This window comes from Kitasatospora sp. NPDC004615 (assembly GCF_042873545.1).
In the GTDB taxonomy this organism is placed as follows: Bacteria; Actinomycetota; Actinomycetes; order Streptomycetales; family Streptomycetaceae; genus Kitasatospora.
Genome location: NZ_JBIALQ010000002.1, coordinates 169,727 through 191,450, shown reverse-complemented (window position 1 = coordinate 191,450; position 21,724 = coordinate 169,727). Strand labels below are relative to the sequence as shown.

Sequence of the window (21,724 nt, the reverse complement as noted above, 5' to 3'; positions counted from 1 at the left end):
GGAAAGGACGTAACGACCCATGGGAGCACAGCTTCGGGTCTACAAGCGCCGCATCCGCTCCGTCACCGCGACGAAGAAGATCACCAAGGCGATGGAGATGATCTCCGCGTCGCGCATCGTCAAGGCGCAGCGCGCGGTGGCCGCCTCCACCCCGTACGCCGATGAGCTCACCCGTGCGGTGACCGCGGTGGCCACCCGGTCCAACGCGAAGCACCCGCTGACCACCGAGAACCCGAACGCCACCCGCGCCGCCGTGCTTGTGATCACGGCGGACCGCGGTCTGGCGGGCGGCTACTCGACCAACGCCATCAAGCAGTCGCTGGCGCTCGCCGCCCGCCTCCGCGAAGAAGGCAAGGAAGTGGTCACGTACATCGTCGGCCGCAAGGGCGTCGGGTACTACGGGTTCCGCAACCTCGCGGTCGCGAACTCGTGGACGGGCTTCTCGGACAAGCCGACCTACGGGGACGCGAAGACCGTCGCGGCGGACCTCATCGAGGCCTTCACCGCGGAGACCGGTGGCGTGGACGAGCTGCACCTGGTGTCGACCGAGTTCGTGTCGATGCTGACGCAGACGGCCGTGGACCGGCGCCTGCTGCCGCTGAAGCTCGACGAGGTCGAGCTCAGCGACAAGTCGCCGGCGAAGAACCAGATCTTCCCGCTGTACGACTTCGAACCGTCGGCCGAAGGCGTCCTCGACGCCCTGCTGCCGCGGTACGTCGAGAGCCGGATCTACAACGCTCTCCTGCAGTCGGCCGCCTCCGAGCACGCCGCCCGCCGGCGTGCGATGAAGAGCGCGACGGACAACGCCGGCGAGCTCATCAAGTCGCTCACGCGGCTTGCCAACTCGGCCCGTCAGGCCGAGATCACCCAGGAAATCAGCGAGATCGTGGGCGGCGCGAACGCGCTGGCCGACGCTAGCGCGGGGAGCGAATGATATGACCACCACTGTTGAGACCACGGCGACGGGCCGCGTCGCGCGGGTCATCGGCCCGGTCGTCGACGTGGAGTTCCCCGTCGACGCTATTCCGGACATGTACAACGCCCTGCACGTCGAGGTGGACAACCCCGACGGCACCGGCAAGAAGACCCTGACCCTCGAGGTTGCCCAGCACCTCGGCGACGGCCTGGTCCGCGGCATCTCGATGCAGCCGACCGACGGCCTGGTCCGCGGCTCGCAGGTCACCGACACCGGTTCGGCGATCTCCGTCCCGGTCGGCCAGATCACCAAGGGCAAGGTCTTCAACGCCCTCGGTGAGGTGCTGAACGTCGACAAGGCCGAGTTCGAGGCCTCCGTCGAGGTCAAGTGGCCGATCCACCGCAAGGCCCCGAACTTCTCCGAGCTCGAGTCGAAGACCGAGATGTTCGAGACCGGCATCAAGGTCATCGACCTGCTCACCCCGTACGTCCAGGGTGGCAAGATCGGTCTGTTCGGTGGTGCCGGTGTCGGCAAGACCGTTCTGATCCAGGAGATGATCTACCGCGTCGCCGAGAACTTCGGTGGTGTGTCGGTGTTCGCCGGTGTCGGTGAGCGCACCCGTGAGGGCAACGACCTCATCGACGAGATGGTCGACTCGGGCGTTCTGGACAAGACCGCGCTGGTCTTCGGCCAGATGGACGAGCCGCCGGGCACCCGTCTGCGCGTCGCGCTCTCCGCGCTGACCATGGCGGAGTACTTCCGCGACGTCGAGAAGCAGGACGTGCTCCTCTTCATCGACAACATCTTCCGGTTCACCCAGGCCGGTTCCGAGGTGTCGACCCTGCTCGGCCGTATGCCCTCCGCGGTGGGTTACCAGCCGAACCTGGCCGACGAGATGGGCCTCCTGCAGGAGCGCATCACCTCGACCCGCGGTCACTCGATCACCTCGATGCAGGCGATCTACGTCCCCGCGGACGACCTGACCGACCCGGCGCCGGCCACCACCTTCGCCCACCTGGACGCGACCACCGTTCTGTCGCGCCCGATCTCGGAGAAGGGCATCTACCCGGCCGTCGACCCGCTGGACTCCACGTCCCGCATCCTCGACCCGCGGTACATCGCGCAGACCCACTACGACACGGCCATCCGTATCAAGGGGATCCTGCAGAAGTACAAGGACCTGCAGGACATCATCGCGATCCTCGGTATCGACGAGCTGTCCGAGGAAGACAAGATCACGGTGCAGCGTGCCCGCCGCATCGAGCGCTTCCTCTCGCAGAACACCTACGTGGCGAAGCAGTTCACCGGTGTCGAGGGCTCGACCGTCCCGCTGTCGGAGACCATCGAGGCCTTCAACGCCATCGCGGACGGCAAGTACGACCACGTCCCGGAGCAGGCCTTCTTCATGTGCGGTGGCATCGATGACCTCGAGCGCAACGCCGCCGAGCTGCTGAAGAAGTAACCGCAGACCGGTCGCACGGCAGACCCAACCGTTGAGGGGTGGTTCCCGGCTCTCGTCGGGGGCCACCCCTCAACGCTGGAAGTGCTGTGATCCCGGTCATTTACGAGCCCTTGGTTTCGTTCCGGGGGCGCGTGACCGTTATTCTTACCGAAACTGCCGAGAGCTCAGCCGCCCGTTCGCCCGGGTGGCCGAGCCCCGGCGAGAGCCAAGGAGCCCACGTTGGCTGAGCTGCACGTCGAGCTGGTCGCAGCCGACCGCAAGGTGTGGTCCGGTGCGGCCACCATCGTTGTTGCCCGTACGGCCTCCGGCGACACCGGCATCATGCCGGGTCACACCCCGGTGCTGAGCGTGCTGGAGACCGGCCCGGTCACCATCCGCACCGTCTCCGAGGGCACGATCGTCGCCGCGGTGCACGGTGGCTTCATCTCGTTCGCCGACAACAAGCTGTCGATCCTCGCCGAGATCGCCGAGCTGGCCGACGAGATCGACGTCGCCCGCGCCGAGCGCGCGCTGGAGAACGCCCGGAACGAGGCCGACGCGCACGCCGAGCGTCGCGCCGAGGTCCGGCTGGTCGCCGCCGGCGGCCTGAAGGCGCACCACTGAGCCTGGTCTCAGCGACGGTCCCGGGGACGCTTTGAGCGTGTCCTCGGGACTGTCGTATCAGTTGGTAGGAATGGGTGGCCGCGTAAGGCCGCCAACGGGGATGAAGGCAGCGAGGAGGTAGGTGAGCGTGGTCCTCGCCCTTGTGGTGTGCGCGTCGGTAGTGGTCCTCGCCCTCGCGGGCCTGGTCGGCTTCGCGGTACGCCGCCGCCTCATCCAGCGGGTGGGCGGCACCTTCGACTGCTCCTACCGCTTGAAAATGCCGGCGGACGCCTCCACGCAGCCGGATCTCGACGAGAACGGCCAACCCACCTCGGCCCCGGTCCCACAGACCGACGGCAAGGGGTGGGTTTTTGGTATCGGCCGGTACAGCGGCGACTCCATCGAGTGGTTCCGGGTGTTCTCCTACGCGCCCCGGCCGCGACGGGTCCTGCCGCGCACCGAGATCGAGGTGCTGGGCCGCCGCTACCCGCAGGGGCAGGAAGAACTCGCCCTGCTCTCCGACTCCGTGGTGCTGCGCTGCCTGCACCGGGGCGCGCCGCTGGAGCTCGCGATGAGCGACGACGCGCTGACCGGCTTCCTGGCCTGGCTGGAGGCCGCCCCGCCCGGGCAGAGGGTCAACGTCGCCTGATCTCCCGGGTGCTTGGCCTCCCGGATGCCTGATTCGGCGTCAGGAGAGCGTGACGCGGCTCGCGTCCACCCGCTCCGACGTGCGCGCTAGGCTGCGGGCATGGTGAACCTGACGCGCATCTACACCCGCACCGGGGACGACGGCACGACCGCGCTCGGCGACATGAGCCGGACCACCAAGACCGACCCGCGACTGATCGCGTACGCCGACACCAACGAGGCCAATGCCGCGATCGGCGTGGCGCTGGCCGCCGGGGCGCTGGACGGCGAGCTGGTGACGGTGCTGACCCGGATCCAGAACGACCTGTTCGACGTGGGCGCGGACCTGGCGACGCCGATCGTCGAGGACCCCAAGTACCCGCCGCTGCGGGTCGAGCAGTCGTACATCGACCGGCTGGAGGGCGACTGCGACCGGTTCCTGGAGGAGCTGGAGAAGCTGCGCAGCTTCATCCTGCCCGGCGGCACCCCCGGCGCCGCGTACCTGCACCTGGCGTGCACCGTGGTGCGGCGGGCCGAACGGGCCACCTGGGCGGCGATCGAGGCGCACGGGGACAACATCAACCCGCTGACCGCGAAGTACCTGAACCGGCTGTCCGACCTGCTGTTCATCCTGGCCCGCACCGCCAACAAGGAGCGCGGCGACGTGCTCTGGGTGCCCGGCGAGAACCGCTGACGCCCGGTCATCCGGTCTGCTTGGGCCGCTTGGGGAAGACCGTGTAGCTGGCGGCGATGACGAGGTTGATGCCGACCGCCAGCGCCATCCGCGGGTACCAGGAATCCAGCTGCGCGGTGCGCGCGGCGTCGCCGACCAGCCACTGGACGCCGGCGATCAGCGCCACCGTGACGGCCGAGGCCAGCAGCGTCAGCAGGAACACGCCCCACTCGTAACGGGCCCTCGGCGCGCCGTACTTGGGCGCGCCGGGCGGCTTGGGGCCGCCGGCCAGCCGGTGCGCGGCGTGGCAGTCGGCCCAGCGGACCAGGCGGTGGCCGTAGGCGATGGAGAAGCCGACGTAGGCGGCGGCCAGGCCGTGCGTCCAGTCGGCGGTGGCGCCGCCGCGCAGGTCGGCGACGGTGGCGCCGAGAATCACCAGATCGACCACCGGCAGCAGCGCCAGCAGCGCCAGGCCGGTGCGGCGCAGGCGCAGCGCGTAGCGGGCCAGCAGCCCCGCCACCAGTACGACCCAGAAGCCGGCCTCGCCGGCCACGATCAGGGAAACCATGCTTCGATCCTTCCCCCGCCCGGGCGCGCCGTCGTCGTCCGGCCAGCGGAGTGGCGTGTCAGCCGTTCGTCGGACGGCGGGTCCTCCGAGCGGTCGTTCCGGCCGGTTGGGAGGAGTGCTGGGATGGGTCGGGTGAGACTCTCCGAACGCGGACAGGACATGGCCATCGCCGTGGCCGGGCTGCTGGGCGGCCTGCTGCTGATCTCGGTCGGCGCGTACGACCGGCGGCCCGAGTGGTCGGCGTGGGTGTCGGTGCTGCCGCTGGTGGCGATGGCCGGGCTGTCGCTGGTGCGGCGCCGGTGGACGGTGTGGACGGTCAGCGTCGGCGGCGTGGTGTTCGGCGTCGCCGTGTACCTCGGCTCGCTGGTGCCGACGATGCTGCTGTACACCGACCTGCTGTACGCGGCGGTGCTGTACGGCCCGCCCCGGATGAGCCGGGTCCTGCAACTGTCCGGCGCCGCCACCACCGTGGTGCTGACGGGCCTGACGTGGCAGTACGCCTCGCTGCCCGAGGCGCTGCTGGTCGCCGTGTTCTGCGGGCTGATCTTCCTCTCCCCGGTGTGGACGGCCGACCTGCTGCGGCGGCACCGGGAGGTCGCCGAGACGGAGCGGCTGCGGGCCGAGCAGACCGCGCTGCTGGCCGAGCTGGACCGGCGCGGCGCGGTGGTCTCCGAACGGGCCCGGATGGCACGCGAGTTGCACGACGTGATCGCCAACCACCTGTCGGCGATCGCCATCCACGCCACCGGCGCGCAGGCGGTGGCGCGCCGTCAGGCACGGGAGGCGGACGAGCCGTTGGTGGAGGCGCTCGCGGTGATCCGGGAGAACAGCGTGCAGGGCCTCGCCGAGATGCGTCGGATGATCGGACTGCTGCGCGAGGCCACGCCCGAAGAGCCTTACGCCGCACCGCGGTTGGCCGCCGTCGACGTGCTGCTGGAGCAGGCCGGGGCGGCCGGGCGGTCGGCCGGGCTGCGGTTCGAGGCCGAGCAGCAGGGCGAGGCGGGCGAGCTGCCCGCGCCGGTCGAACTGGCCGCTTACCGGATCGTCCAGGAGTCGCTGACCAACGCCGTCAAGCACGCCGCACCCGGCCCCGTCCGGCTCCGCATCCGGTACGGGGAGCGGGAGTTGGAGATCACCGTGGAGTCCGCGTACCGGGAGGGCGAGGGCCGGGCGGTGCCCGGGGCGAAGGCCGGGCTGGTCGGCATGGGCGAGCGGGCGCAACTGCTCGGTGGCGAGTTCGACGCCGGGCCGGACGGGCGGACGTGGCGGGTCCGGGCGGTGCTGCCGCGGACGGCGAGCGGGGAGCGGGGATGATCCGGGTACTGGTGGCGGAGGACCAGGCGGCCGTCCGGACCGCGCTGGTGATGATCCTGCGGGCCGAGGACGACCTCCAGGTGGTCGGCGAGGCCGCGGACGGCGAACAGGCCGTCCGGATGGCACTGGAACTGCGGCCGGACGTCGTCCTGATGGACGTCCAGATGCCCCGGCTGGACGGCGTCGCCGCGACCCGGCAGGTGGTGGAGGCCGGGGCGGCGCAGGTGCTGGTCCTCACCACCTTCGACCTGGACGAGTACGTGTGGGGCGCGCTGCGGGCCGGCGCCGCCGGGTTCCTGCTCAAGGACCTGGAGGCGGACACCCTGGTCGAGGGCATCCGCACGGTCGCCCGCGGCGACGGCATGCTCGCGCCGTCCGTCACCCGGCGGCTGATCACGTCCTTCGCCAAGTCGCCGGCTCCGGCGCCGGACTCCGGTGCGCTGCTGGACGGGCTGACGCCGAAGGAGCGGGAGGTGCTCGGCTGCCTCGGGGCCGGCCTGTCCAACGCGGAGATCGCGCACCGGCTCGGGACGGTGGAGGCCACCACCAAGACGCATGTCAGCCGGATCCTCGCGAAGCTCGGGCTGCGCAGCCGGGTGCAGGCGGCGATCCTCGCGCAGGAGTGGGGAGTGCCCGTTCCCGGGGAGCGGTGACGGGGCTGGTGTGACGGAGTTCGTCCGGCGGGGCCTGTGTGGCGGGGCCTGTGTGGCGGAGCGGTTCCGCGAGAGGGGCGCAGATCACACCTGTTCCGGTGCAGATCACACTGCCGGAACGCACCACGGAACGCGTGCTCCTACTAGAGTCCGGCGCAGAGCGATGTGGCTCCCCCCGGGCGGTCGGTGCTGCCCCGGCACGGGCGGCCCTCGGCGTGCCACCGGGAGGACCAGATGACCGTACGACCAGCTCTCTAGCGGCGCCCGCACCCTCCGGGTGAGTTTGCTCACGGAGCACCCCGCAGACGGGTGATTTGGGCGGTTATCGAGCGTAAGTACCAGGTGTACCTGCGTATATTCCCTCGGACGGGTGAAGTTGAGGGACAGTCCGCCGGGTGACAGCAACCTGCGGAACTGGTTGGCCGTCAGATTCAGCAAGGGCCGGTGCACAACCGGCCCGAAACATGTCGCGGTCGGTCCTTGGGGAACGGGACGGGCGGCAGGCGCAACGCGGCGGACGAGCAGCGGCACACGGCCGAGGAGGAGGACAGCGTGCGCATCACCGGCGACCACACCGGACTGGCCATCGAAGGGCGGCTCGACGTGCGCAGCGCCGCCGACGCCAAGGCGCGGTTGCACGCGGCGGTCGACGGCGGAGAGGGCGACTTCGTCCTCGACCTCTGCCGGCTCGAGTCCTGGGACGCGACCGGACTCGGCGTCATCATGGGCACCCACCGCCGGGCCGGGCGGGCCGGGCGACGGCTCGTCCTGCGGGAGGTGCCGGTGCAGCTCCAGCGGCTGCTGGTGGCTACGCGGCTGCACCGGATTCTGGCGGTGGAGGGGGCGGCGCTTCCCGCGATGGGGTAGTGGCGGGCCCGACCGCTGGGGCGCGAGCACGGGCAAGTCATTGTGCGGTGGCGCGATCTTGTGGTGGGGTGCGTTCCCCCTCGCGCGGTTCCGCCCCCTCGGCTTCGCCCGGGGGTACCCCCAGCGCCCCTGGTTTCCCATCGCTACCCGGTGTGTTGACCCGGTTCGGTCATGTGGGACAGTCTCCGGTCAGGTGTCCGAGTGGCGGGGAGCAACGACGTGGGTCAGCCGAGCGGGGAATTCCGGGGGGACGGGGTACGCCCGCGGGGTGGGGAACTGGTCAGCGGTGAGCGGCTGGTGGTGGTCGGGGGGCCGGAGGGGTCGGAGGCGCGGCGCTGTCCGGACGAGTGGTTGCCACAGCCGCGGCGCATACGTGGGTTGGTGCAGGCGCGGCCGGAGTTGGGGCCGAGTCCGGCGGTGGGGCCGCTCGCGTTGGGGGCCGGGCCGGGGGATCTGCCGCTGCTGGACCGTGACGGTGACATCGAGGCCGTGATCGGGCAGCTCCGGGAGGGGCGTTCGGTGCGGCTGGTCGGGCAGTCCGGCTCGGGCCGTTCCGCGTTGCTGGCGGCGGTCGCCGAGGCGGCGGGGGAGTTGGCGCCGGACGGCGTGGTGCGGCTGAGCGGCTACCGCAGGACGTCCGCCGATCTGTTGCAGGACCTGTTCGCGACGACGCATCAGGCGCCGGATTTCCGTCCGGACCGGGAGCAGTTGGTCGAACTGCTGGCCGGGGTCGCCGCGGTGGTGGTGATCGACGATGTGGAGCCGTCCGGCGAGGAGTTGGAGGAGCTGCTGGCGCTGGCCCCCGAGTGCGCGTTCCTGGTCAGTACGGCGCCGGACGCGCCGCCGTCGCCGCCCGGTTCGCGGTTGCGGGACCACCTGGTGGCGGGCCTGTCCCGGCCGGCGTGTCTGACGCTCGCGGCGCGGCTGGCGGGCCGTCAGCTGGACGAGGCCGAGCGGGCCTGGGCGGTGGACCTGTGGTTCGAGTCGGAGGGCCTGCCGCTGCGGTTCGTCCGGGCGGCGGCGCTGGTGCGGCAGCGGGACGTCGCGGTGGACGCGCTGGTCGCCGCGCAGGAGGACCGGCGGAGCGTCTTCGGCTTCGTGAAGGAGTACGAACTCCCCAGTGATCCGGCCGAGTTGGAGGCCGAGCTGCGGGCCGGGGTGCCGTTGCCGTCGGTCGGTGAGAGTGCCGCGCCGGCCCGGCTGCTGGTGCAGGGCCTGAGCGAACCTGCCCGGCGGGTGCTGCGGCTGGCGCTGGCGCTGAACGGGGAGTGCCCGACCGCGCCGCACCTGCCCGCGCTGATCGACGTCGGTCTCGGCGAGAGCGCGCTGCAGGAACTGGTGGACAACGGCCTGGCGGTGTCGGTGGGCGGACACCACCGGCTCACCGAAGGCGTGCTCGCCGCGCTGCTGCCCGAACTCGAGGCCGACGCGCACGGGCAGCCCGCCCCGTTCGCCCCCGGCGGCGTCGCGCACGGCGCGGCCGAACACCTGTCCTGGTGGGTCGGGCACGCCTCGGTGACGACCCGCCAGGTCGCCGCCGAGGCCGAGGTGATCCTCGCGGTACTGGCGGCCGAACGGGACGCCGACCGCCCCGAGCAGGTGCTGCGGCTGGCCCGGGCCGCCGCGCCCGCGCTCGCCCTGTCGCTGCGCTGGGGCGCCTGGGAGCGGGCCCTGCAACTCGGCCTGGAGGCCGCCCGGATGCTCGGGGCGAACGCCGAACAGGGCTGGTTCCACCACGAGTTGGGCGTGTACGCGCTGTGCGTCGGCAACTCGCAGCGGGCCGTCGCCGAACTGGAGGCCGCGCTCGCGCTGCGCGTCGCCGGCGGCGACCAGCGCGGTGGGGCGGTCGGGCGGCGGATGCTCGACCTGATCCGGCTGGAGGAGACCGCGGCGATCACCGCCGGCACCGGCGACACCCCGTCGGACCGCGGCCGGCGCACCATCCGCGCGATCGCCCAGGTGCCGGCCCGGCTGCGCAAGCGGGCTCCCGCCGGGGCCCGGAAGACCGTCCTGGCCGCGAGTGCCGCCGTGATGGCGCTCGGCGTGCTCGGCACCGCGATCGGCGTCGCCGTCAGCAGTGAGGACAGCCCGGCCGGCAAGCAGCCCGGCAACTCCGCGGACGACATCGTCCCGGACCCGGGCGCCACCACCAGCCCCCGGCCCAGCACCAGCCCGCGGCCGTCGGCGAGCGACAGTGCGACGCCGTCCGACAGCCCGTCGGAGACGGCGAGCGGCAGCCCCTCCAGCAGCCACCGGCCGAGCGGCAGCGCGAGCAGTACGAAGCCGAGTACTTCGGCGAGCGCCACCAAGTCGTCTTCCCCGTCGACGAGTTCGTCCCCGCAGCCCACCAAGTCGTCCACCCAGTCGTCCTCCCCGTCGCCCAGTGCCTCGTCCAGCGCCTCGCCGTCGGACAGCCCGTCCCCGTCGAACAGCGCGGTGGGCTAGCCCCGGAGCCAAGCCTCGACAGTCTCCGGGTCCAGGCTGCCGCGAGCCGCCGATCCGGCGTGCCCGGCCCAGGTCGGGCAGCCGAGCATGGCCGCGCCGAGGTGTTCGGGGGCGGCCGCGCCGAGGGCCTCGGCGGTGAGGCGGTAGGCCAGCGGGAGCGTCGCCTGGCGGTCGGCCAGCCAGGACTGGGTGGCGGCGAGGCCCTGTTCGGCGTGCAGGCGGCGTACGGGTGCGAGCCAGCCCTCGCGCCACCAGGCGGCGAGCTCGGCGGCGGGGACTTCGGCGAAGGTCGGGGCGAGGGCGTCGGCCAGGCGTCGGGTGTGGTCGGACTCCTCGCCGGCCAGCCGCGGGTACTCGGTGGCGAAGTTCGGCCAGTCCGTCTCGGTGAGCACGTCGTCCAGGCCGATCGGGTGCTCGGCGTAGTACGCCAGGCCGGTCGCGAAGACGTCCCGCAGTACCTGGTAGCGCAGGCGGGTGGAACCGGCGAGCAGGGCCGCGTCGTACAGGTCCTTGCCCTGCGGGTCGCTGTCGGTGGCGAGCCAGAGGAGTTTCCAGGCGAGCGAGAGCTCCCGCCCGGCGACGTTCAGTACCGTGCCGGGGGCGACCTCCAGGGGCTCGGCGGGGACGGGCAGCTCCTCGTTGAAGACGAAGTCGAGCTGGACGGTGCCGCCGGGCAGGCCGTCGGTCTCCCAGCTGAACAGCAGGCGGCGGCCGGGGGCCCGTTCGTACGTCCAGATGTCCTCGCTGACGGTCCGCTCGGGCAGGAAGCGGACCGGGCCGGTCGAGGCGGCGACGGTGCGGGTGAGGTCGTCGAACAGGTCCTCGGTGCGCGGGTCGTCGAGCATCCAGTCGGCGGGGGTGATGACGAAGTCGAGGTCGCCGGGTTCGCGGGCGGCGTCGCCGAACCAGGCCTTCAGCGCCACGGAGCCACGCAGCACCAGGTGGTCGGACCGGCCGGAGGCGGCGACGGCGGCCAGGACGGTGTCCATGGCGGTGCGGCGGGCCGCGTACCAGGCGGCGGAGAGGGCCGGGTCGGTGAACTGCGGGTCGCCGGCGCGGTAGGCGTTGGCGAACTGGATCAGGGCCGGGTCGTAGATCTCGGCCTGGGTGGCCCGCGGGTCGTCGATCGTCAGGAATGTGCGGGGCCAGTTGTCACGGGCCTGCGGCAGCATGCGGGGGTCGGACATGGGTCCTCCTCGGTCAGGCGGTGGTCGGGGCGTCGTCGAGCCAGCCGGAGTCCAGCGCGAGCGCCGAGTCGTGGACCACGTACTCGCGGGTGACCTTCAGCGGCGGGAAGCCGGCGGCGGTCAGGGCGGCGGTGAGGCGGTCGAGGTGCCGGCCGGCCGTGGTCAGGCCGAGGCGGTGGCAGCGCTGGGTGACGAAGTACTGGCGGTGGCCGCCGGGTTCGGTGCGACGGGCGTTCCAGGAGACGTGGGCGTGGTGGCCGTCGGCGGCCCGGGCCAGGGCGTCGCGGGGGACGTCCGGGGCCAGCCGGACCTTCACGTGGTGCTCGAAGTAGTGGGCGGGGTCGGCCTGTTCGGCCTCCGCGTCGGTGCCGGGGACGCCCGGGGTCCACGGGGCGGCCTCGATCTTCACCCGGACCGGGGTGAACCCGGCGGCCCGCAGCCGGGTCGCTTCGGCGGCGGCGCGGCGGTGCTGGGCGGCCAGGGTGCCGTCGCTCTGCCAGGACAGCATCGGCTGCGAGGGGTGCCGGCCGCGGGCCAGCAGGATGTGGGTGAACTCCAGGCCGTGCGCGGCCGCCCAGTCGGCGAGCGCCTCGGCCTCGGCCGGGGCCAGCGTGAGATGGGTCTCGTACCGGCCGACCGGTTCAGCGCTTCGCACGGGCATGCGGCGATCTTGGCAGGCGGGCGCGAAGGGCGGCCCGCCGGGGTCCGCCGGGGCCCGTTGGGCCCGCCGGGGTCAGAACAGCTTGAGCTTGTCGTCGTCGATGCCGCGCAGCTCGTCGTAGTCGAGGACGACGCAGCCGATGCCGCGGTCGGTGGCGAGGACGCGGGCCTGCGGCTTGATCTCCTGGGCGGCGAAGATGCCCTTGACCGGGGCCAGCAGCGGGTCGCGGTTGAGCAGGTCGAGGTAGCGGGTGAGCTGCTCGACGCCGTCGATCTCGCCGCGGCGCTTGATCTCGACGGCGACGGTGGCGCCGTCGGAGTCGCGGCAGAGGATGTCGACGGGACCGATCGCGGTGGGGTACTCGCGGCGGATCAGCTGCCAGCCGGTGCCGAGGACCTCCATCCGGTCGGCGAGCAGCTCTTGCAGGTGGGCCTCGACGCCGTCCTTCACCAGGCCGGGGTCGACGCCGAGCTCGTGGCTGGAGTCGTGGTGGACGTCCTCCAGCGTGATGATCAGCTTCTCGCCGGCCTTGTTGGTGACCGTCCACACCCCCTCGGTCTCCTTCAGGGAGCACGGCGGGGACATCCAGTTCAGCGGCTTGTAGGCCCGGTCGTCGGCGTGGATGCTGACGCTCCCGTCGGCCTTCACGATCACCAGGCGCACGGCGGAGGGCAGATGTGCAGCGAGGCGGCCCGCGTAGTCCACGGTGCACTTGGCGATTACAAGACGCATGGGGACAAGCCTACGGCCCGCCGGGAGTGCCCCCGTCCCTGTTCGATTTTGGAGGGGCGCGGGGAGGGGGCGTGCGGTTGGGGAGGTGCGCCGGCGTGCAGTGGGTCGAGGGGGCGTGATTCCTGAGACAGGCGGCTGTCCGGAGGGGCCCTCGGGGGCCGTTTGAAGCGAGTGTCCGCACAGTGGGTGTGGGCCGGGCGGGAGGGGCGAAACATGGTGACCGCACGGCCACCCGCGGTGAGCCGTGCCAGCTCGGCACAGAGGGTCGGTGCACAACTGATTCCGGCCAATCTCGGCCTCGGCGCGGCGAATCGGGCGGCAATCCCCGGATTCTCCAGCCGGGTCCGGGAAGGACTGACACGCTGGTTGAACCCCTGGCCAGGACCTCGACGTACGCGGCGTCACCCCCAGCCCGTCGCGCCGTCGGTATTCGAACATCGCGCGCGGTTCACCGCACGTCCGTCCAATGCACCCTCAGCACACCGGTACGACCGCCCCGTCGAATCCGCCGGGGCGGACCGTGAGAGGAGAACCCATGTCGCTCGACGTCTCACCGGCCCTGTTGGAGAAGGCCGAACGAGGCGAGGTCGACGAGCGGGAGTTCGTCGACTGTGTCCGCACCTCGCTGCCCTACGCCTGGGACATGATCAGCTCGCTGGTCGCCCAACTCAAGGTCGACGGAACCGACTTCGCCGACAACCAGGTCCCCCCGCCGAGCGAGCAGGAGCGCGGACAGCTGCTCCGGGCGCTGGCCAGCGATGCCATCCGCGGAGCCCTGCAGCGCCACTTCGGCGTCCAGCTGGCCTTCCAGAACTGCCACCGGGTCGCGGTCTTCGCCCCCGGCCCCGACACCGACGAGCGGCTCGCCCGCTTCACCTCGGTCCGCGCCCAACTGCTCAACCAGTCGCCGGAGTTGCGCGACTGCTGAGCCCCGACACGCCCGAGCGCGGGTCGCCCCGGTCCCCATCGGACGGGGCGGCCCGCGGGTGTGGTCTCAGCGCAGCTGCGGCAGCACCTCGTCGCCGATCCGGTCCAGGTTGTGCAGCGTCGCCGCGGTGTCCCCGGACCCCTCGGCGAGCAGCGCGAAACGCCGGATCCCGGTGCTCTCCGCCGTCGCCCGCAGCCGGTCCGCGCACTGCCGGGGCGTGCCCACCGCGTGCAGGTCGCACAGCAGCTCGGTGTACGCCCGCGGGTCGCGCATCGAGCGCTCCCGGCCGTCCACCGTGCGGTGCGCGCCCAGCCCGTACGCGAAGAAGTCCGGCATCGCCCGCAGCAGGCTGGCCCGGGCCGCGCCCGCCCGGTCGTCGACCTGCACCACGCCCGCCGCGACGTGCTCCCGCTCCACCCGGGACAGGCCCTCCTCGCCGCGTCCCGCGGCCCGCCAGGCCGCCCGGTAGGCGGCCAGCATGTCCCGCTTGTCCTCGTCGCCCGAGTGCATGCCCAGCAGCATCGGCAGACCCCGCTCGGCGGCCGTCCGCACCCCCGCCGGCGAGGTGCACGCCATCACCACCGGCGGGCCCGACTGCGCCTGCTGCGCGGGCTCCTGGCGCTGCCGCGGAATCACCGCGGTGGTGGTGGCGGCCCCGTCCAGGCCCAGCCAGCCCGTCAGGTCCGACCGCCGGGCCGGCTCGGCGGCCCGCGGCACCACCGCCACCTCCGGGAAGTCGAACTGCGGCCCCGAACCGCCCACCCGGGCCCCGCGCAGCCAGCGCAGCAACAGGTCCAGCCGCTCCGGGTAGCCCTGCTCGTACGCCTCCAGGCCGCCGCCGAACACCGCCAGGTCGATCCACGGCCCGCCCCGGCCCACGCCCAGCGTGAACCGGCCGCCGGACGTCAGGTGCAGCAGCGCCGCCTGCTCGCCCAGCGCCACCGGGTGCTTGGTGCTCAGCACGCTGACGGCGGTGCCCACCCCGATCCGCCGGGTGCGGCCCAGCAGCATCGCCGCGAGCGTCGCAGCGTCCGGGCAGACCCCGTACGGCACGAAGTGGTGCTCGGCCAGCCACACCGCGTCCAGGCCCACCCGTTCCGCGGCCAGCGCCGCCGAGACGGTCCGGTCCAGCGCCTCGCCGTGGCTCTGCCCCGGGAACTGTGCGGACAGCAGGAACGCGCCGACCCGGATCGCGTCCGTATCGGCGCCCCGCGAGGGCTCCGGGGCCGGCTGCGCGGCCGGTGCCACCCCTCGGCCGGCCCGCCGCTGCTGCTCGGCGGATCGGGAGTGGCGGCGGGCGGTGGTCTTCGTCATGCGGTGTGCCTCCTCGGTGCGCGCAGGGTTCGCGTGCCCCGCCGTGTCACCTCGTGAGTAACCCATGTCATGTGCCAATGGCACGCCGAACCCTCAATTTGCCCAAGGGAAGGGTGGATTACCGTCGAATCGCTGAAGCCGGACGGGGATCCATGCTAGTGGCGCGAGTGGGGCCGGTGTGGCTGCCGAGACCCCCGGGAGACAGCGGATGGGAGCCTGTCCGCCTCTCGCCGGCGCGGTGGCCCGTACCCTTGGAGGACAACGCGCCGGAACGAGGGGTAGTCACGTGTCACCGCGCCGCAACCGGATCCAGAAGTCCGAGGACCGCGAGAGCGCCGCGCCGATGGGCGGTGGGCTGCGGCGGGTGGAGTCGTACCGGGGCGAGGACTGGATCGTGCAGACCGTGGCCGGGACGGCGGGGCGGTTCTACCGGTGCCCCGGGTGCGATCAGGAGATCCCGCCGGGCGTCGGGCACGTGGTGGCGTGGCCGGATCACGGCAGTGGGGTGGACGACCGGCGGCACTGGCACCGGGCGTGCTGGGGAGCGCGGGAGCGCCGCGGCTCCAACCTGTTGCGGGGCCGCGGCGCTCCGAGGTACTGACGGCGGGTCAGGCGTCGCGCCGCTTCAGCACCAGGTAGCCGCCGAGCAGGGCCGCCGCCGCCCAGGCCGCGCAGATCGCCAGGCCCGTCCACGGGCCGTACGGGTGGTCGGAGGTCTGGTGGACCTGGAAGGCCGCCGAGCCCGCGCGGTCCGGGAAGTAGCGGGCCACGTTCTCCACCTTGGGGACGATCGACAGGATCGGCGAGACCAGCAGCAGGAACGGGACCAGGATGCCCAGCGACAGCACCTGGTTGCGCAGCATCATGGTGACGCCGATCGAGAACAGGCACAGCAGCGTCAGGTAGCAGGCCGCGCCGAACACCGCCCGCAGCACGTCGGGTTGGCCGAGATCGGTGTTGTACTGGCCGAGCGCCGCCTGGCCGAGGAAGAAGGCGGCGAACACCGTCGCCAGCGAGACCAGCAGCGCGAGGACGCCCAGCACCGCCGTCTTCGCCCCCATCAGGGGGCCGCGCTGCGGGACGGCCGCCAGCGACACCCGGATCATGCCGCTGGCGTACTCGTTGCCGACCGCCAGCACGCCGAACACCACGATCGCCAGCGCGCCGAGCGTGATCCCGGCGAGCGAGGTGGTCGTCGGGTCGAACGGGTTCCGGTTGTGCTCGGTGAACTGGACGAAGTTCAGTCGGGTGAGCAGCGAGATCACGAAGCCCATCACGACCACCACCAGGAACGTGGCGACCAGCGTCCACACGGTGGAGCGGATGGTGCGGACCTTGGTCCACTCGGACTGCAGGACGGCGGGGAGCGCGGCCATCTCAACTCTCCTTTCCGGCCCGGCGGGCATCCCAGTCGGCGCCCCACGCGGGCTGCTGTTGCTGCGGCGGGGGCGGGGTGGTGCCGGCCTCGGGGACGTCGGTGCGGTACTCCACGGAGTCCGCGGTCATCTGCATGAACGCCTCTTCCAGCGAGGCCTGTTGGGGGCTCAGCTCGTGCAGCGTGACGCCGTGCGCGGCGGCCAGGTCGCCGAGGAACACCGGGTCGCCGTCGACCACCTCCCAGGCCCCGTCCGGGCCCGGCTCGGCGGTCAGGCCGGCGCCGCGCAGCGCGTCCAGCAGCTGCTCCGGCTGCGGGGTGCGCAGGCGCACCGAGGAGCGCGAGTTCCGCTTGATGAACTCGGCCATCGGCAGGTCCGCGAGCAGCCGGCCGCGGCCGATCACCACCAGGTGGTCGGCGGTCAGCGCCATCTCGCTCATCAGGTGCGAGGAGACGAACACCGTGCGGCCCTCGGCGGCCAGCGACTTCATCAGCCGGCGGATCCACACGATGCCCTCGGGGTCGAGCCCGTTCACCGGTTCGTCGAACATCAGGATCTTCGGGTCGCCGAGCAGCGCCGAGGCGATGCCCAGGCGCTGGCCCATGCCCAGCGAGAACCCCCGGGCGCGCTTCTTCGCGACGGCGGTCAGGCCGACCAGTTCGAGCACCTGGTCCACGCGTTCGCGCGGGATCCGGTTCGACTGCGCCATCCACAGCAGGTGGTTGTAGGCGGTCCGCCCGGGGTGCGCGCCCTTCGCCTCCAGCAGCGCGCCGATCTCGCGCAGCGGGTCCTGGACGGAGGCGTAACTGCGGCCGTCGATGGTGACTTCGCCGGCGGTGGGCCGGTCCAGGTCGAGGATCATCCGCATCGTGGTGGACTTGCCGGCGCCGTTCGGGCCGAGGAATCCGGTGACCACGCCCTCCGGGATCCGGAAGCTCAGATCGTCCACGGCCAACTTGTCGCCATAACGCTTCGTCAGGTGGTGCAACTCGATCATGTGCCACTCCTTGGTCTGGGGCCAGGGTAGGACAGAAGTGGATTAATCGGGCGATCGTCGTCCGGGGCGCGGCGCCCGGGGCCTACGGTGGAGCCATGACCTCCCCCAGCGCGCCGGTCGTTCGCGCGAACGGCACCGGCACCCCGCTCGTCCTACTGCACGCCTTCCCGCTCTCCGCGCGCATGTGGGAAGGACAACTGGAACGCGTACCCGGCCCCGCCGGGGACGATGCGTGGGTGGTCGCGCCGGACCAGCGCGGCTTCGGCACCGCCCCGCTCGGCGAGGAACCGCCGTCGCTGGACACCGCCGCCGACGACCTGGCGCACCTGCTGGACGAACTCGGCATCGAACAGGCCGTGCTCGGCGGCCTGTCCATGGGCGGCTACGTGGCGATGGCCTTCGCCCGCCGCCACCCCGAACGGCTGGCCGGCCTGATCCTCGCCGACACCAAGGCCACCCCCGACACCGACGCCGCCCGCGCCAACCGCGAACGCATCGCCACCACCGTCCTCGAACGCGGCAGCGCCGACCTGCTGAACGAGGAGAACACCGCGGAGAACCTGCTCGCCCCCGGCACCGACCCCGAACTCACCGACGCCGTCCGGCAGATGATCGCCGAGGCCGACCCGGCCGCGATCGCCTGGGCGCAGCGCGCGATGGCCGCCCGCCCCGACTCGCTGGAGGTGCTGGCCGCGCTGGAGGTGCCCGCCGCCGTCATCGTCGGCGAACTCGACACCGTCACCCCGCTCGCCGAGGCCCGGATGATGGCGGACGCCCTGCACGACGCCGAACTGACGGTCATTCCGGCGGTCGGCCACCTGTCCTCGCTGGAGGCCCCCGAGACCTTCAACGCCGCCGTCCGCTCATTCCTCAAGCGCCTGAAGCAGCACGGCTCCTGACACGCCGAAAGGGCCCGGAGGAGGAGGCAACCTCCTCCGGGCCCTTTGCGACTGTTCTCAGCGGGCTGCCCCTCGCGGGGCCGCCGTCAGCGCGACTGCTGCGCCGGGACGCCCAGCGAGTCGTCGTTCGGCATCGTGGCCGCGGCGACCGCCGCACCGGTCAGGGTGGCCAGCATCTCGCGGACGTTGGTCAGCTGCGCGTTGATCGAGTCGCGGCGGTTGGTGAGCGCCGCCAGCTCGCGCTCCGACTCGCTGCGGACCCGGTCGGCCTTCGCGTTGGCGTCGGCCACGATGTCCTCGGCCTGGCGCTGCGCCGTCTCGATGGTCTGACGGGAACGGCGCTCGGCGTCGGTGCGCAGCTTCTCCGCCTCCAGGCGGAGCTGCTCGGCGCGGTGCTCGATCTCGGCGAGGCGCTTCTCCGCCTTGGCCTGACGGGCCGCCAGGTCGCGCTCGGACTGCTCCCGGCGCTTGGCCAGGTTGGTCTCGAACTCCAGGGCGGCCTGCGCGGCCTTGGTGCGGGTCTCCTCGAAGAGGGCGTCCGCCTCCTCGCGCTTGTTCTGCGCGTCCTTGTTGGCCTCGGCGCGCAGCTGCGCCGCGTCCGACTTCGCCTTGTCGACGATGCGCAGGCCCTCGTCCTCCGCCTTGGCCTTGCGGTCCTTGGCGTAGTTCTCGGCCTCGGTGCGGACCTGCTGCGCCGCGGCCTCGGCCAGCTCGCGGTGCTGCTCGGCGGCGCGGTGCGCCTCGTCGCGCAGGTCCTTCGCCTCCTCCTCGGCGAGACGGAGGATCTTCTCGACGCGGGCGCCGAGACCGGCGTAGGAGGGCTCCGCCTCGGTGACCGCGGCCTGCGCGGTCTGGGTCTCCAGGTGGAGTTCCTCGATGCGCTTCTCCAGCGCGCTGATCCGGGAAAGCGCGCTGTCTCGGTCGGCCACCAGCTTGGCGATCCGCTCGTCGACCTGGGCGCGCTCGTACCCACGGCGTACCAGGTCGAAGCCGTGCGGGGAGTGACTGTCGCTCATGGGATTTCTGGGCTTCCTGTCGTCAAACCGCTGAGATGGTTGAGGGAATCCTGACACGGTACCGGAGTGTCAACGACGAAACGCCGTTGGTTCGCGGACAATGTCCGCTCAATCGGGTGGCGCGCCCCCGGAGCGATTGCCTCCCGATCGCGGAGAGCCCACCCCGGCACCGGCCTTGGGTCCTCCGTCCTTCTTGTTGCCCCCGTTGCTGTGGACCACCGGCGCGGGCGCCTCGAACGCCTCCAACGCCGACAGCACGTCCTGGACCCGAGAGATCTCGGTGTTGATGTCCTTCCGGCGGCGCACCAACTCGTCCAACTCCCGCTGGCCCTCGTCGGTCACGCGCTTCGCCTCGGCCTTTGCCTCGGCGAGCAGCCGCTCCGCCTCCTCGGCGGCAAGCCGCAGCTGCTCCTCGGCATCCGAGCCGGCCCGCCGGAGCCGCTTCTCCGACTCGTCGTCGGCGCGCTTGAGCCGGGACGCGGCCGCGTCGGCAGCCGCCTCCAGCTTCTCCTCGGACTCCATCTCGGCGGCCTTCAGCTTGGCCTCGGCCTTGATGATCAGCGCCTCGGCCCGGGTGGTGGAGTCGGCGAGCTTGTTCTCCGCCTCCTTCAGCAGACCCTCGGCCTTGCGCACCGCCGAGATCCGCACCCGGCCGGCCTCCGCCGACGCCTCCGACGTCAGGTCGGACGCCCGCGTCTCGGCCGCGGCGATCAGCTCCGCCGCCCGCTCCTCGGCCTCCGCGACCTGGGCCTGCGCCTGCTCCTCGGCCTCGGTCAGCTGCTCCTGGGCCGCCGTCACCAGCGCGTCCACCCGCTCGCCGGCGGACTTCATAGCCTGCGCGTTCTCCTTGCGGGCCCGCTCGTGCAGTGCCTCGATCTCGGAATCGGTGCGCTCGCGCAGCTCCTCCGCCCGGTTCCGGATCGCGGTGGAGTCCCGGCGGGCCTCCTTCAGCATCGCGTCCGCGTCCGAACGGGCCTTCTCGACCTCGGCCCGGCCCTGCGCCTCGGCGGTCGCGACCAGCCGCTCGGCCTCCTTGCGGGCCGCCGTGACCAGCGCGTCGGCCTGCTCCTCGGCCGCCGCGGCCGCCGCCAGCGCCTCCGCCTGGGCCTGCTCGGCGAGCTGCTCGGCGTCCGTGAACGCCTTCTTCAGTACCGACCTGGCCTGATCGCGGGTCGACTTGTCGTACGACTCCGCAGACTTGCGCAGCTCCGCGTCGAAGGCCTCCGCGCGGGCCCGGATGTCCGCGTCGAACTCCTCCGCCAGGGTGCGGGTCGCCAGCGCGTACTCCTCGGCCTCCGTGCGCGTCGCCGTCGCCCGCTCCTCGGCGTCCATCAGGGCCGCGGCCGCCAGCTCGTCCGCCTCGGCGAGGGTGCGCTGGGCCGCGGCCTCCGCGGCGGCCCGCTGCTGCTCGGTGAACTCGGCCGCCGAGGTGCTCAGTTCGGCGATCTCGCGGTCGGTGGTGGCGCGCAGCTCGGCGATCTTCTGCGCGGTGGCCTCGCGGAGCTCGGTGGTCTCGAGGTCGGTGAGGGCGCGCAGCTCGGTGGTCTCGCGCTCGGCGACGGCACGGAGTTCGGCGACCTCCTGCTCGGCGGCGGCGCGGAGTTCGGCGACGTCCCGCTCGGCGGTGGCGCGCAGTTCGCGGTCGAAGGCGGCGGCGCTCTCGCGCAGCTCCTGGTCGAACGCGGTTGCGGCTTCGCGGAGTTCGGTGGTCTCGCGGTCGGCGACGGCGCGGAGTTCGGCCACCTCGCGCTCGGCGGTCGCGCGCAGCTCGGACGTTTCCTGCTCCGCGACGGCACGGAGCTCGGCCGCGTCGCGCGCGGCGGTCTCGCGGAGCTCGGTGGTCTCGAGGTCGGTGAGGGCACGCAGCTCGGTGGTCTCGCGCTCGGCGACGGCGCGGAGTTCGGCCACCTCCTGCTCGGCGGCGGCCCGCTTCTCGGTGATCTGCTTGGTCGCGGCCTCGTGCATGCCCGCCACCGACTGCCGGACCTCGGCGGCCTCCTGCTCGGCCTGCGCGACCAGCTCGGCGGCCTGCGCCTCGGCCTGCGCCCGCAGCTCCTCGGCGGTGCGTTCGGCACTCGCCCGGAGTTCGGCGGTCTCGCGTTCGGCGACGGCGCGGAGCTGGGCGGCGTCCTGTTCGGCGTCGGCGCGGAGTTCGGTGGTCTCGCGGTCGGTGGTGGCGCGCAGTTCGCGGTCGTAGGTGGCGGCGCTCTCGCGCAGTTCCTGGTCGAACGCGGTTGCGGCTTCGCGGAGTTCGGTGGTCTCGCGGTCGGCGACGGCGCGGAGTTCGGCCACCTCGCGCTCGGCGACGGCGCGCAGCTCGGCGGCGTCCTGTTCGGCGTCGGCCCGGAGTTCGGCGGTCTCGCGTTCGGCGACGGCGCGGAGCTGGGCGGCGTCCTGTTCGGCGTCGACGCGGAGTTCGGTGGTCTCGCGGTCGGTGGTGGCGCGCAGTTCGCGGTCGTAGGTGGCGGCGCTCTCGCGCAGTTCCTGGTCGAACGCGGTTGCGGGGT

The 21,724-nt window shown here is 72.5% G+C and carries 20 protein-coding genes and 1 pseudogene; 12 read left to right on the top strand and 9 right to left on the bottom strand.

Translation table 11 applies throughout. From position 1 onward, the window contains the following. The first annotated feature begins 19 nt into the window (after positions 1-19). The 5 genes from ACFYS8_RS07755 (at position 20) to ACFYS8_RS07735 (ending at position 4,281) form a co-directional block, all read left to right on the top strand. Positions 20-934: a F0F1 ATP synthase subunit gamma gene (locus tag ACFYS8_RS07755; RefSeq protein ID WP_387637276.1), complete on the top strand. Its 915-nt coding sequence runs from the start codon at positions 20-22 to the stop codon at positions 932-934. Position 935: 1 nt separating this feature from the next. Beyond that, entirely contained in the window at positions 936-2,378 is a 1,443-nt protein-coding gene (gene atpD / locus ACFYS8_RS07750) for a F0F1 ATP synthase subunit beta (RefSeq protein WP_387637273.1), read from the top strand. 219 nt (positions 2,379-2,597) lie between these two features. Continuing rightward, positions 2,598-2,981: a F0F1 ATP synthase subunit epsilon gene (locus ACFYS8_RS07745; RefSeq protein ID WP_387637270.1), complete on the top strand. Its 384-nt coding sequence runs from the start codon at positions 2,598-2,600 to the stop codon at positions 2,979-2,981. A 127-nt stretch (positions 2,982-3,108) separates the two neighbouring features. Next, positions 3,109-3,609: a DUF2550 domain-containing protein gene (locus ACFYS8_RS07740; RefSeq protein ID WP_387637268.1), complete on the top strand. Its 501-nt coding sequence runs from the start codon at positions 3,109-3,111 to the stop codon at positions 3,607-3,609. A 99-nt stretch (positions 3,610-3,708) separates the two neighbouring features. Next, positions 3,709-4,281, top strand: a complete 573-nt coding sequence (locus tag ACFYS8_RS07735) for a cob(I)yrinic acid a,c-diamide adenosyltransferase (RefSeq protein WP_387637265.1) — start codon at positions 3,709-3,711, stop codon at positions 4,279-4,281. A gap of 7 nt (positions 4,282-4,288) precedes the next feature. Here the strand turns inward: ACFYS8_RS07735 and ACFYS8_RS07730 are convergent, their stop codons facing one another. Beyond that, positions 4,289-4,828: a hypothetical protein gene (locus ACFYS8_RS07730; protein ID WP_387637263.1), complete on the bottom strand. Its 540-nt coding sequence runs from the start codon at positions 4,826-4,828 to the stop codon at positions 4,289-4,291. Between the two features lie 123 nt (positions 4,829-4,951). Here ACFYS8_RS07730 and ACFYS8_RS07725 point away from each other — a divergent pair, with 123 nt between their 5' ends. From ACFYS8_RS07725 to ACFYS8_RS07710, 4 genes are all read left to right on the top strand, one after another. Beyond that, positions 4,952-6,142, top strand: a complete 1,191-nt coding sequence (locus ACFYS8_RS07725) for a sensor histidine kinase (RefSeq protein WP_387637260.1) — start codon at positions 4,952-4,954, stop codon at positions 6,140-6,142. Continuing rightward, on the top strand, positions 6,139-6,795 hold the full coding sequence (locus tag ACFYS8_RS07720) for a response regulator (protein WP_387637257.1): 657 nt from the start codon (positions 6,139-6,141) through the stop codon (positions 6,793-6,795). Before ACFYS8_RS07725 ends, ACFYS8_RS07720 begins: the two co-directional genes overlap by 4 nt. Positions 6,796-7,347: 552 nt before the next feature. Beyond that, positions 7,348-7,662, top strand: coding sequence for an STAS domain-containing protein (locus ACFYS8_RS07715; protein ID WP_387638841.1), 315 nt, complete (start codon positions 7,348-7,350; stop codon positions 7,660-7,662). 381 nt (positions 7,663-8,043) lie between these two features. Next, entirely contained in the window at positions 8,044-10,107 is a 2,064-nt protein-coding gene (locus ACFYS8_RS07710; protein WP_387637254.1) for an ATP-binding protein, read from the top strand. Here ACFYS8_RS07710 and ACFYS8_RS07705 read toward each other — a convergent pair. The 3 genes from ACFYS8_RS07705 to nucS form a co-directional block, all read right to left on the bottom strand. Beyond that, positions 10,104-11,294 (bottom strand): nucleotidyl transferase AbiEii/AbiGii toxin family protein, encoded by a 1,191-nt coding sequence (locus ACFYS8_RS07705; RefSeq protein WP_387637251.1) that lies wholly within the window; start codon positions 11,292-11,294, stop codon positions 10,104-10,106. The genes ACFYS8_RS07710 and ACFYS8_RS07705 overlap by 4 nt on opposite strands. Before the next feature lie 13 nt (positions 11,295-11,307). Then, on the bottom strand, positions 11,308-11,955 hold the full coding sequence (locus ACFYS8_RS07700) for a hypothetical protein (RefSeq protein WP_387637249.1): 648 nt from the start codon (positions 11,953-11,955) through the stop codon (positions 11,308-11,310). Between the two features lie 72 nt (positions 11,956-12,027). After that, positions 12,028-12,687, bottom strand: a complete 660-nt coding sequence (gene nucS / locus ACFYS8_RS07695; protein WP_387637246.1) for an endonuclease NucS — start codon at positions 12,685-12,687, stop codon at positions 12,028-12,030. 535 nt (positions 12,688-13,222) lie between these two features. On the opposite strand from nucS, the gene ACFYS8_RS07690 reads away from it, so the two are divergent. Then, the gene (locus ACFYS8_RS07690) at positions 13,223-13,615 is read left to right on the top strand and encodes an SCO5389 family protein (RefSeq protein ID WP_387637243.1); all 393 of its coding nucleotides are present in this window, start codon (positions 13,223-13,225) and stop codon (positions 13,613-13,615) included. Positions 13,616-13,681: 66 nt separating this feature from the next. On the opposite strand, the gene ACFYS8_RS07685 is transcribed toward ACFYS8_RS07690, so the two are convergent. Beyond that, entirely contained in the window at positions 13,682-14,806 is a 1,125-nt protein-coding gene (locus tag ACFYS8_RS07685) for an LLM class flavin-dependent oxidoreductase (protein WP_387638838.1), read from the bottom strand. Positions 14,807-15,215: 409 nt separating this feature from the next. On the opposite strand from ACFYS8_RS07685, the gene ACFYS8_RS07680 reads away from it, so the two are divergent. Beyond that, positions 15,216-15,530 carry an ATP/GTP-binding protein gene (locus ACFYS8_RS07680; RefSeq protein ID WP_387637241.1) on the top strand — a complete coding sequence of 105 codons (315 nt, stop codon included), beginning with the start codon at positions 15,216-15,218 and terminating at the stop codon, positions 15,528-15,530. A 7-nt stretch (positions 15,531-15,537) separates the two neighbouring features. Here ACFYS8_RS07680 and ACFYS8_RS07675 read toward each other — a convergent pair whose 3' ends face one another. After that, positions 15,538-16,305, bottom strand: coding sequence for an ABC transporter permease (locus tag ACFYS8_RS07675; protein ID WP_387637238.1), 768 nt, complete (start codon positions 16,303-16,305; stop codon positions 15,538-15,540). 1 nt (position 16,306) lies between these two features. Beyond that, entirely contained in the window at positions 16,307-17,302 is a 996-nt protein-coding gene (locus ACFYS8_RS07670; RefSeq protein ID WP_387637235.1) for an ABC transporter ATP-binding protein, read from the bottom strand. 95 nt (positions 17,303-17,397) lie between these two features. Here ACFYS8_RS07670 and ACFYS8_RS07665 point away from each other — a divergent pair, with 95 nt between their 5' ends. Next, positions 17,398-18,201 (top strand): alpha/beta fold hydrolase, encoded by an 804-nt coding sequence (locus ACFYS8_RS07665; RefSeq protein WP_387637232.1) that lies wholly within the window; start codon positions 17,398-17,400, stop codon positions 18,199-18,201. A gap of 86 nt (positions 18,202-18,287) precedes the next feature. Here the strand turns inward: ACFYS8_RS07665 and ACFYS8_RS07660 are convergent, their stop codons facing one another. Further along, positions 18,288-19,217, bottom strand: coding sequence for a cellulose-binding protein (locus ACFYS8_RS07660; RefSeq protein ID WP_387637230.1), 930 nt, complete (start codon positions 19,215-19,217; stop codon positions 18,288-18,290). Between the two features lie 108 nt (positions 19,218-19,325). Continuing rightward, positions 19,326-21,724, bottom strand: a pseudogene (locus tag ACFYS8_RS07655) (hypothetical protein); the annotation flags it as partial.

Excerpts from the sequence above, each read along its gene's own strand:
- ACFYS8_RS07755 (WP_387637276.1), top strand. The coding sequence starts at position 20 with ATGGGAGCACAGCTTCGGGTCTACAAGCGCCGCATCCGCTCCGTCACC.
- atpD (WP_387637273.1), top strand. The coding sequence starts at position 936 with ATGACCACCACTGTTGAGACCACGGCGACGGGCCGCGTCGCGCGGGTC.
- ACFYS8_RS07735 (WP_387637265.1), top strand. The coding sequence starts at position 3,709 with ATGGTGAACCTGACGCGCATCTACACCCGCACCGGGGACGACGGCACG.
- ACFYS8_RS07730 (WP_387637263.1), bottom strand. The coding sequence starts at position 4,828 with ATGGTTTCCCTGATCGTGGCCGGCGAGGCCGGCTTCTGGGTCGTACTG.
- ACFYS8_RS07725 (WP_387637260.1), top strand. The coding sequence starts at position 4,952 with ATGGGTCGGGTGAGACTCTCCGAACGCGGACAGGACATGGCCATCGCC.
- ACFYS8_RS07720 (WP_387637257.1), top strand. The coding sequence starts at position 6,139 with ATGATCCGGGTACTGGTGGCGGAGGACCAGGCGGCCGTCCGGACCGCG.
- ACFYS8_RS07705 (WP_387637251.1), bottom strand. The coding sequence starts at position 11,294 with ATGTCCGACCCCCGCATGCTGCCGCAGGCCCGTGACAACTGGCCCCGC.
- ACFYS8_RS07700 (WP_387637249.1), bottom strand. The coding sequence starts at position 11,955 with ATGCCCGTGCGAAGCGCTGAACCGGTCGGCCGGTACGAGACCCATCTC.
- nucS (WP_387637246.1), bottom strand. The coding sequence starts at position 12,687 with ATGCGTCTTGTAATCGCCAAGTGCACCGTGGACTACGCGGGCCGCCTC.
- ACFYS8_RS07690 (WP_387637243.1), top strand. The coding sequence starts at position 13,223 with ATGTCGCTCGACGTCTCACCGGCCCTGTTGGAGAAGGCCGAACGAGGC.
- ACFYS8_RS07675 (WP_387637238.1), bottom strand. The coding sequence starts at position 16,305 with ATGGCCGCGCTCCCCGCCGTCCTGCAGTCCGAGTGGACCAAGGTCCGC.
- ACFYS8_RS07670 (WP_387637235.1), bottom strand. The coding sequence starts at position 17,302 with ATGATCGAGTTGCACCACCTGACGAAGCGTTATGGCGACAAGTTGGCC.
- ACFYS8_RS07665 (WP_387637232.1), top strand. The coding sequence starts at position 17,398 with ATGACCTCCCCCAGCGCGCCGGTCGTTCGCGCGAACGGCACCGGCACC.
- ACFYS8_RS07660 (WP_387637230.1), bottom strand. The coding sequence starts at position 19,217 with ATGAGCGACAGTCACTCCCCGCACGGCTTCGACCTGGTACGCCGTGGG.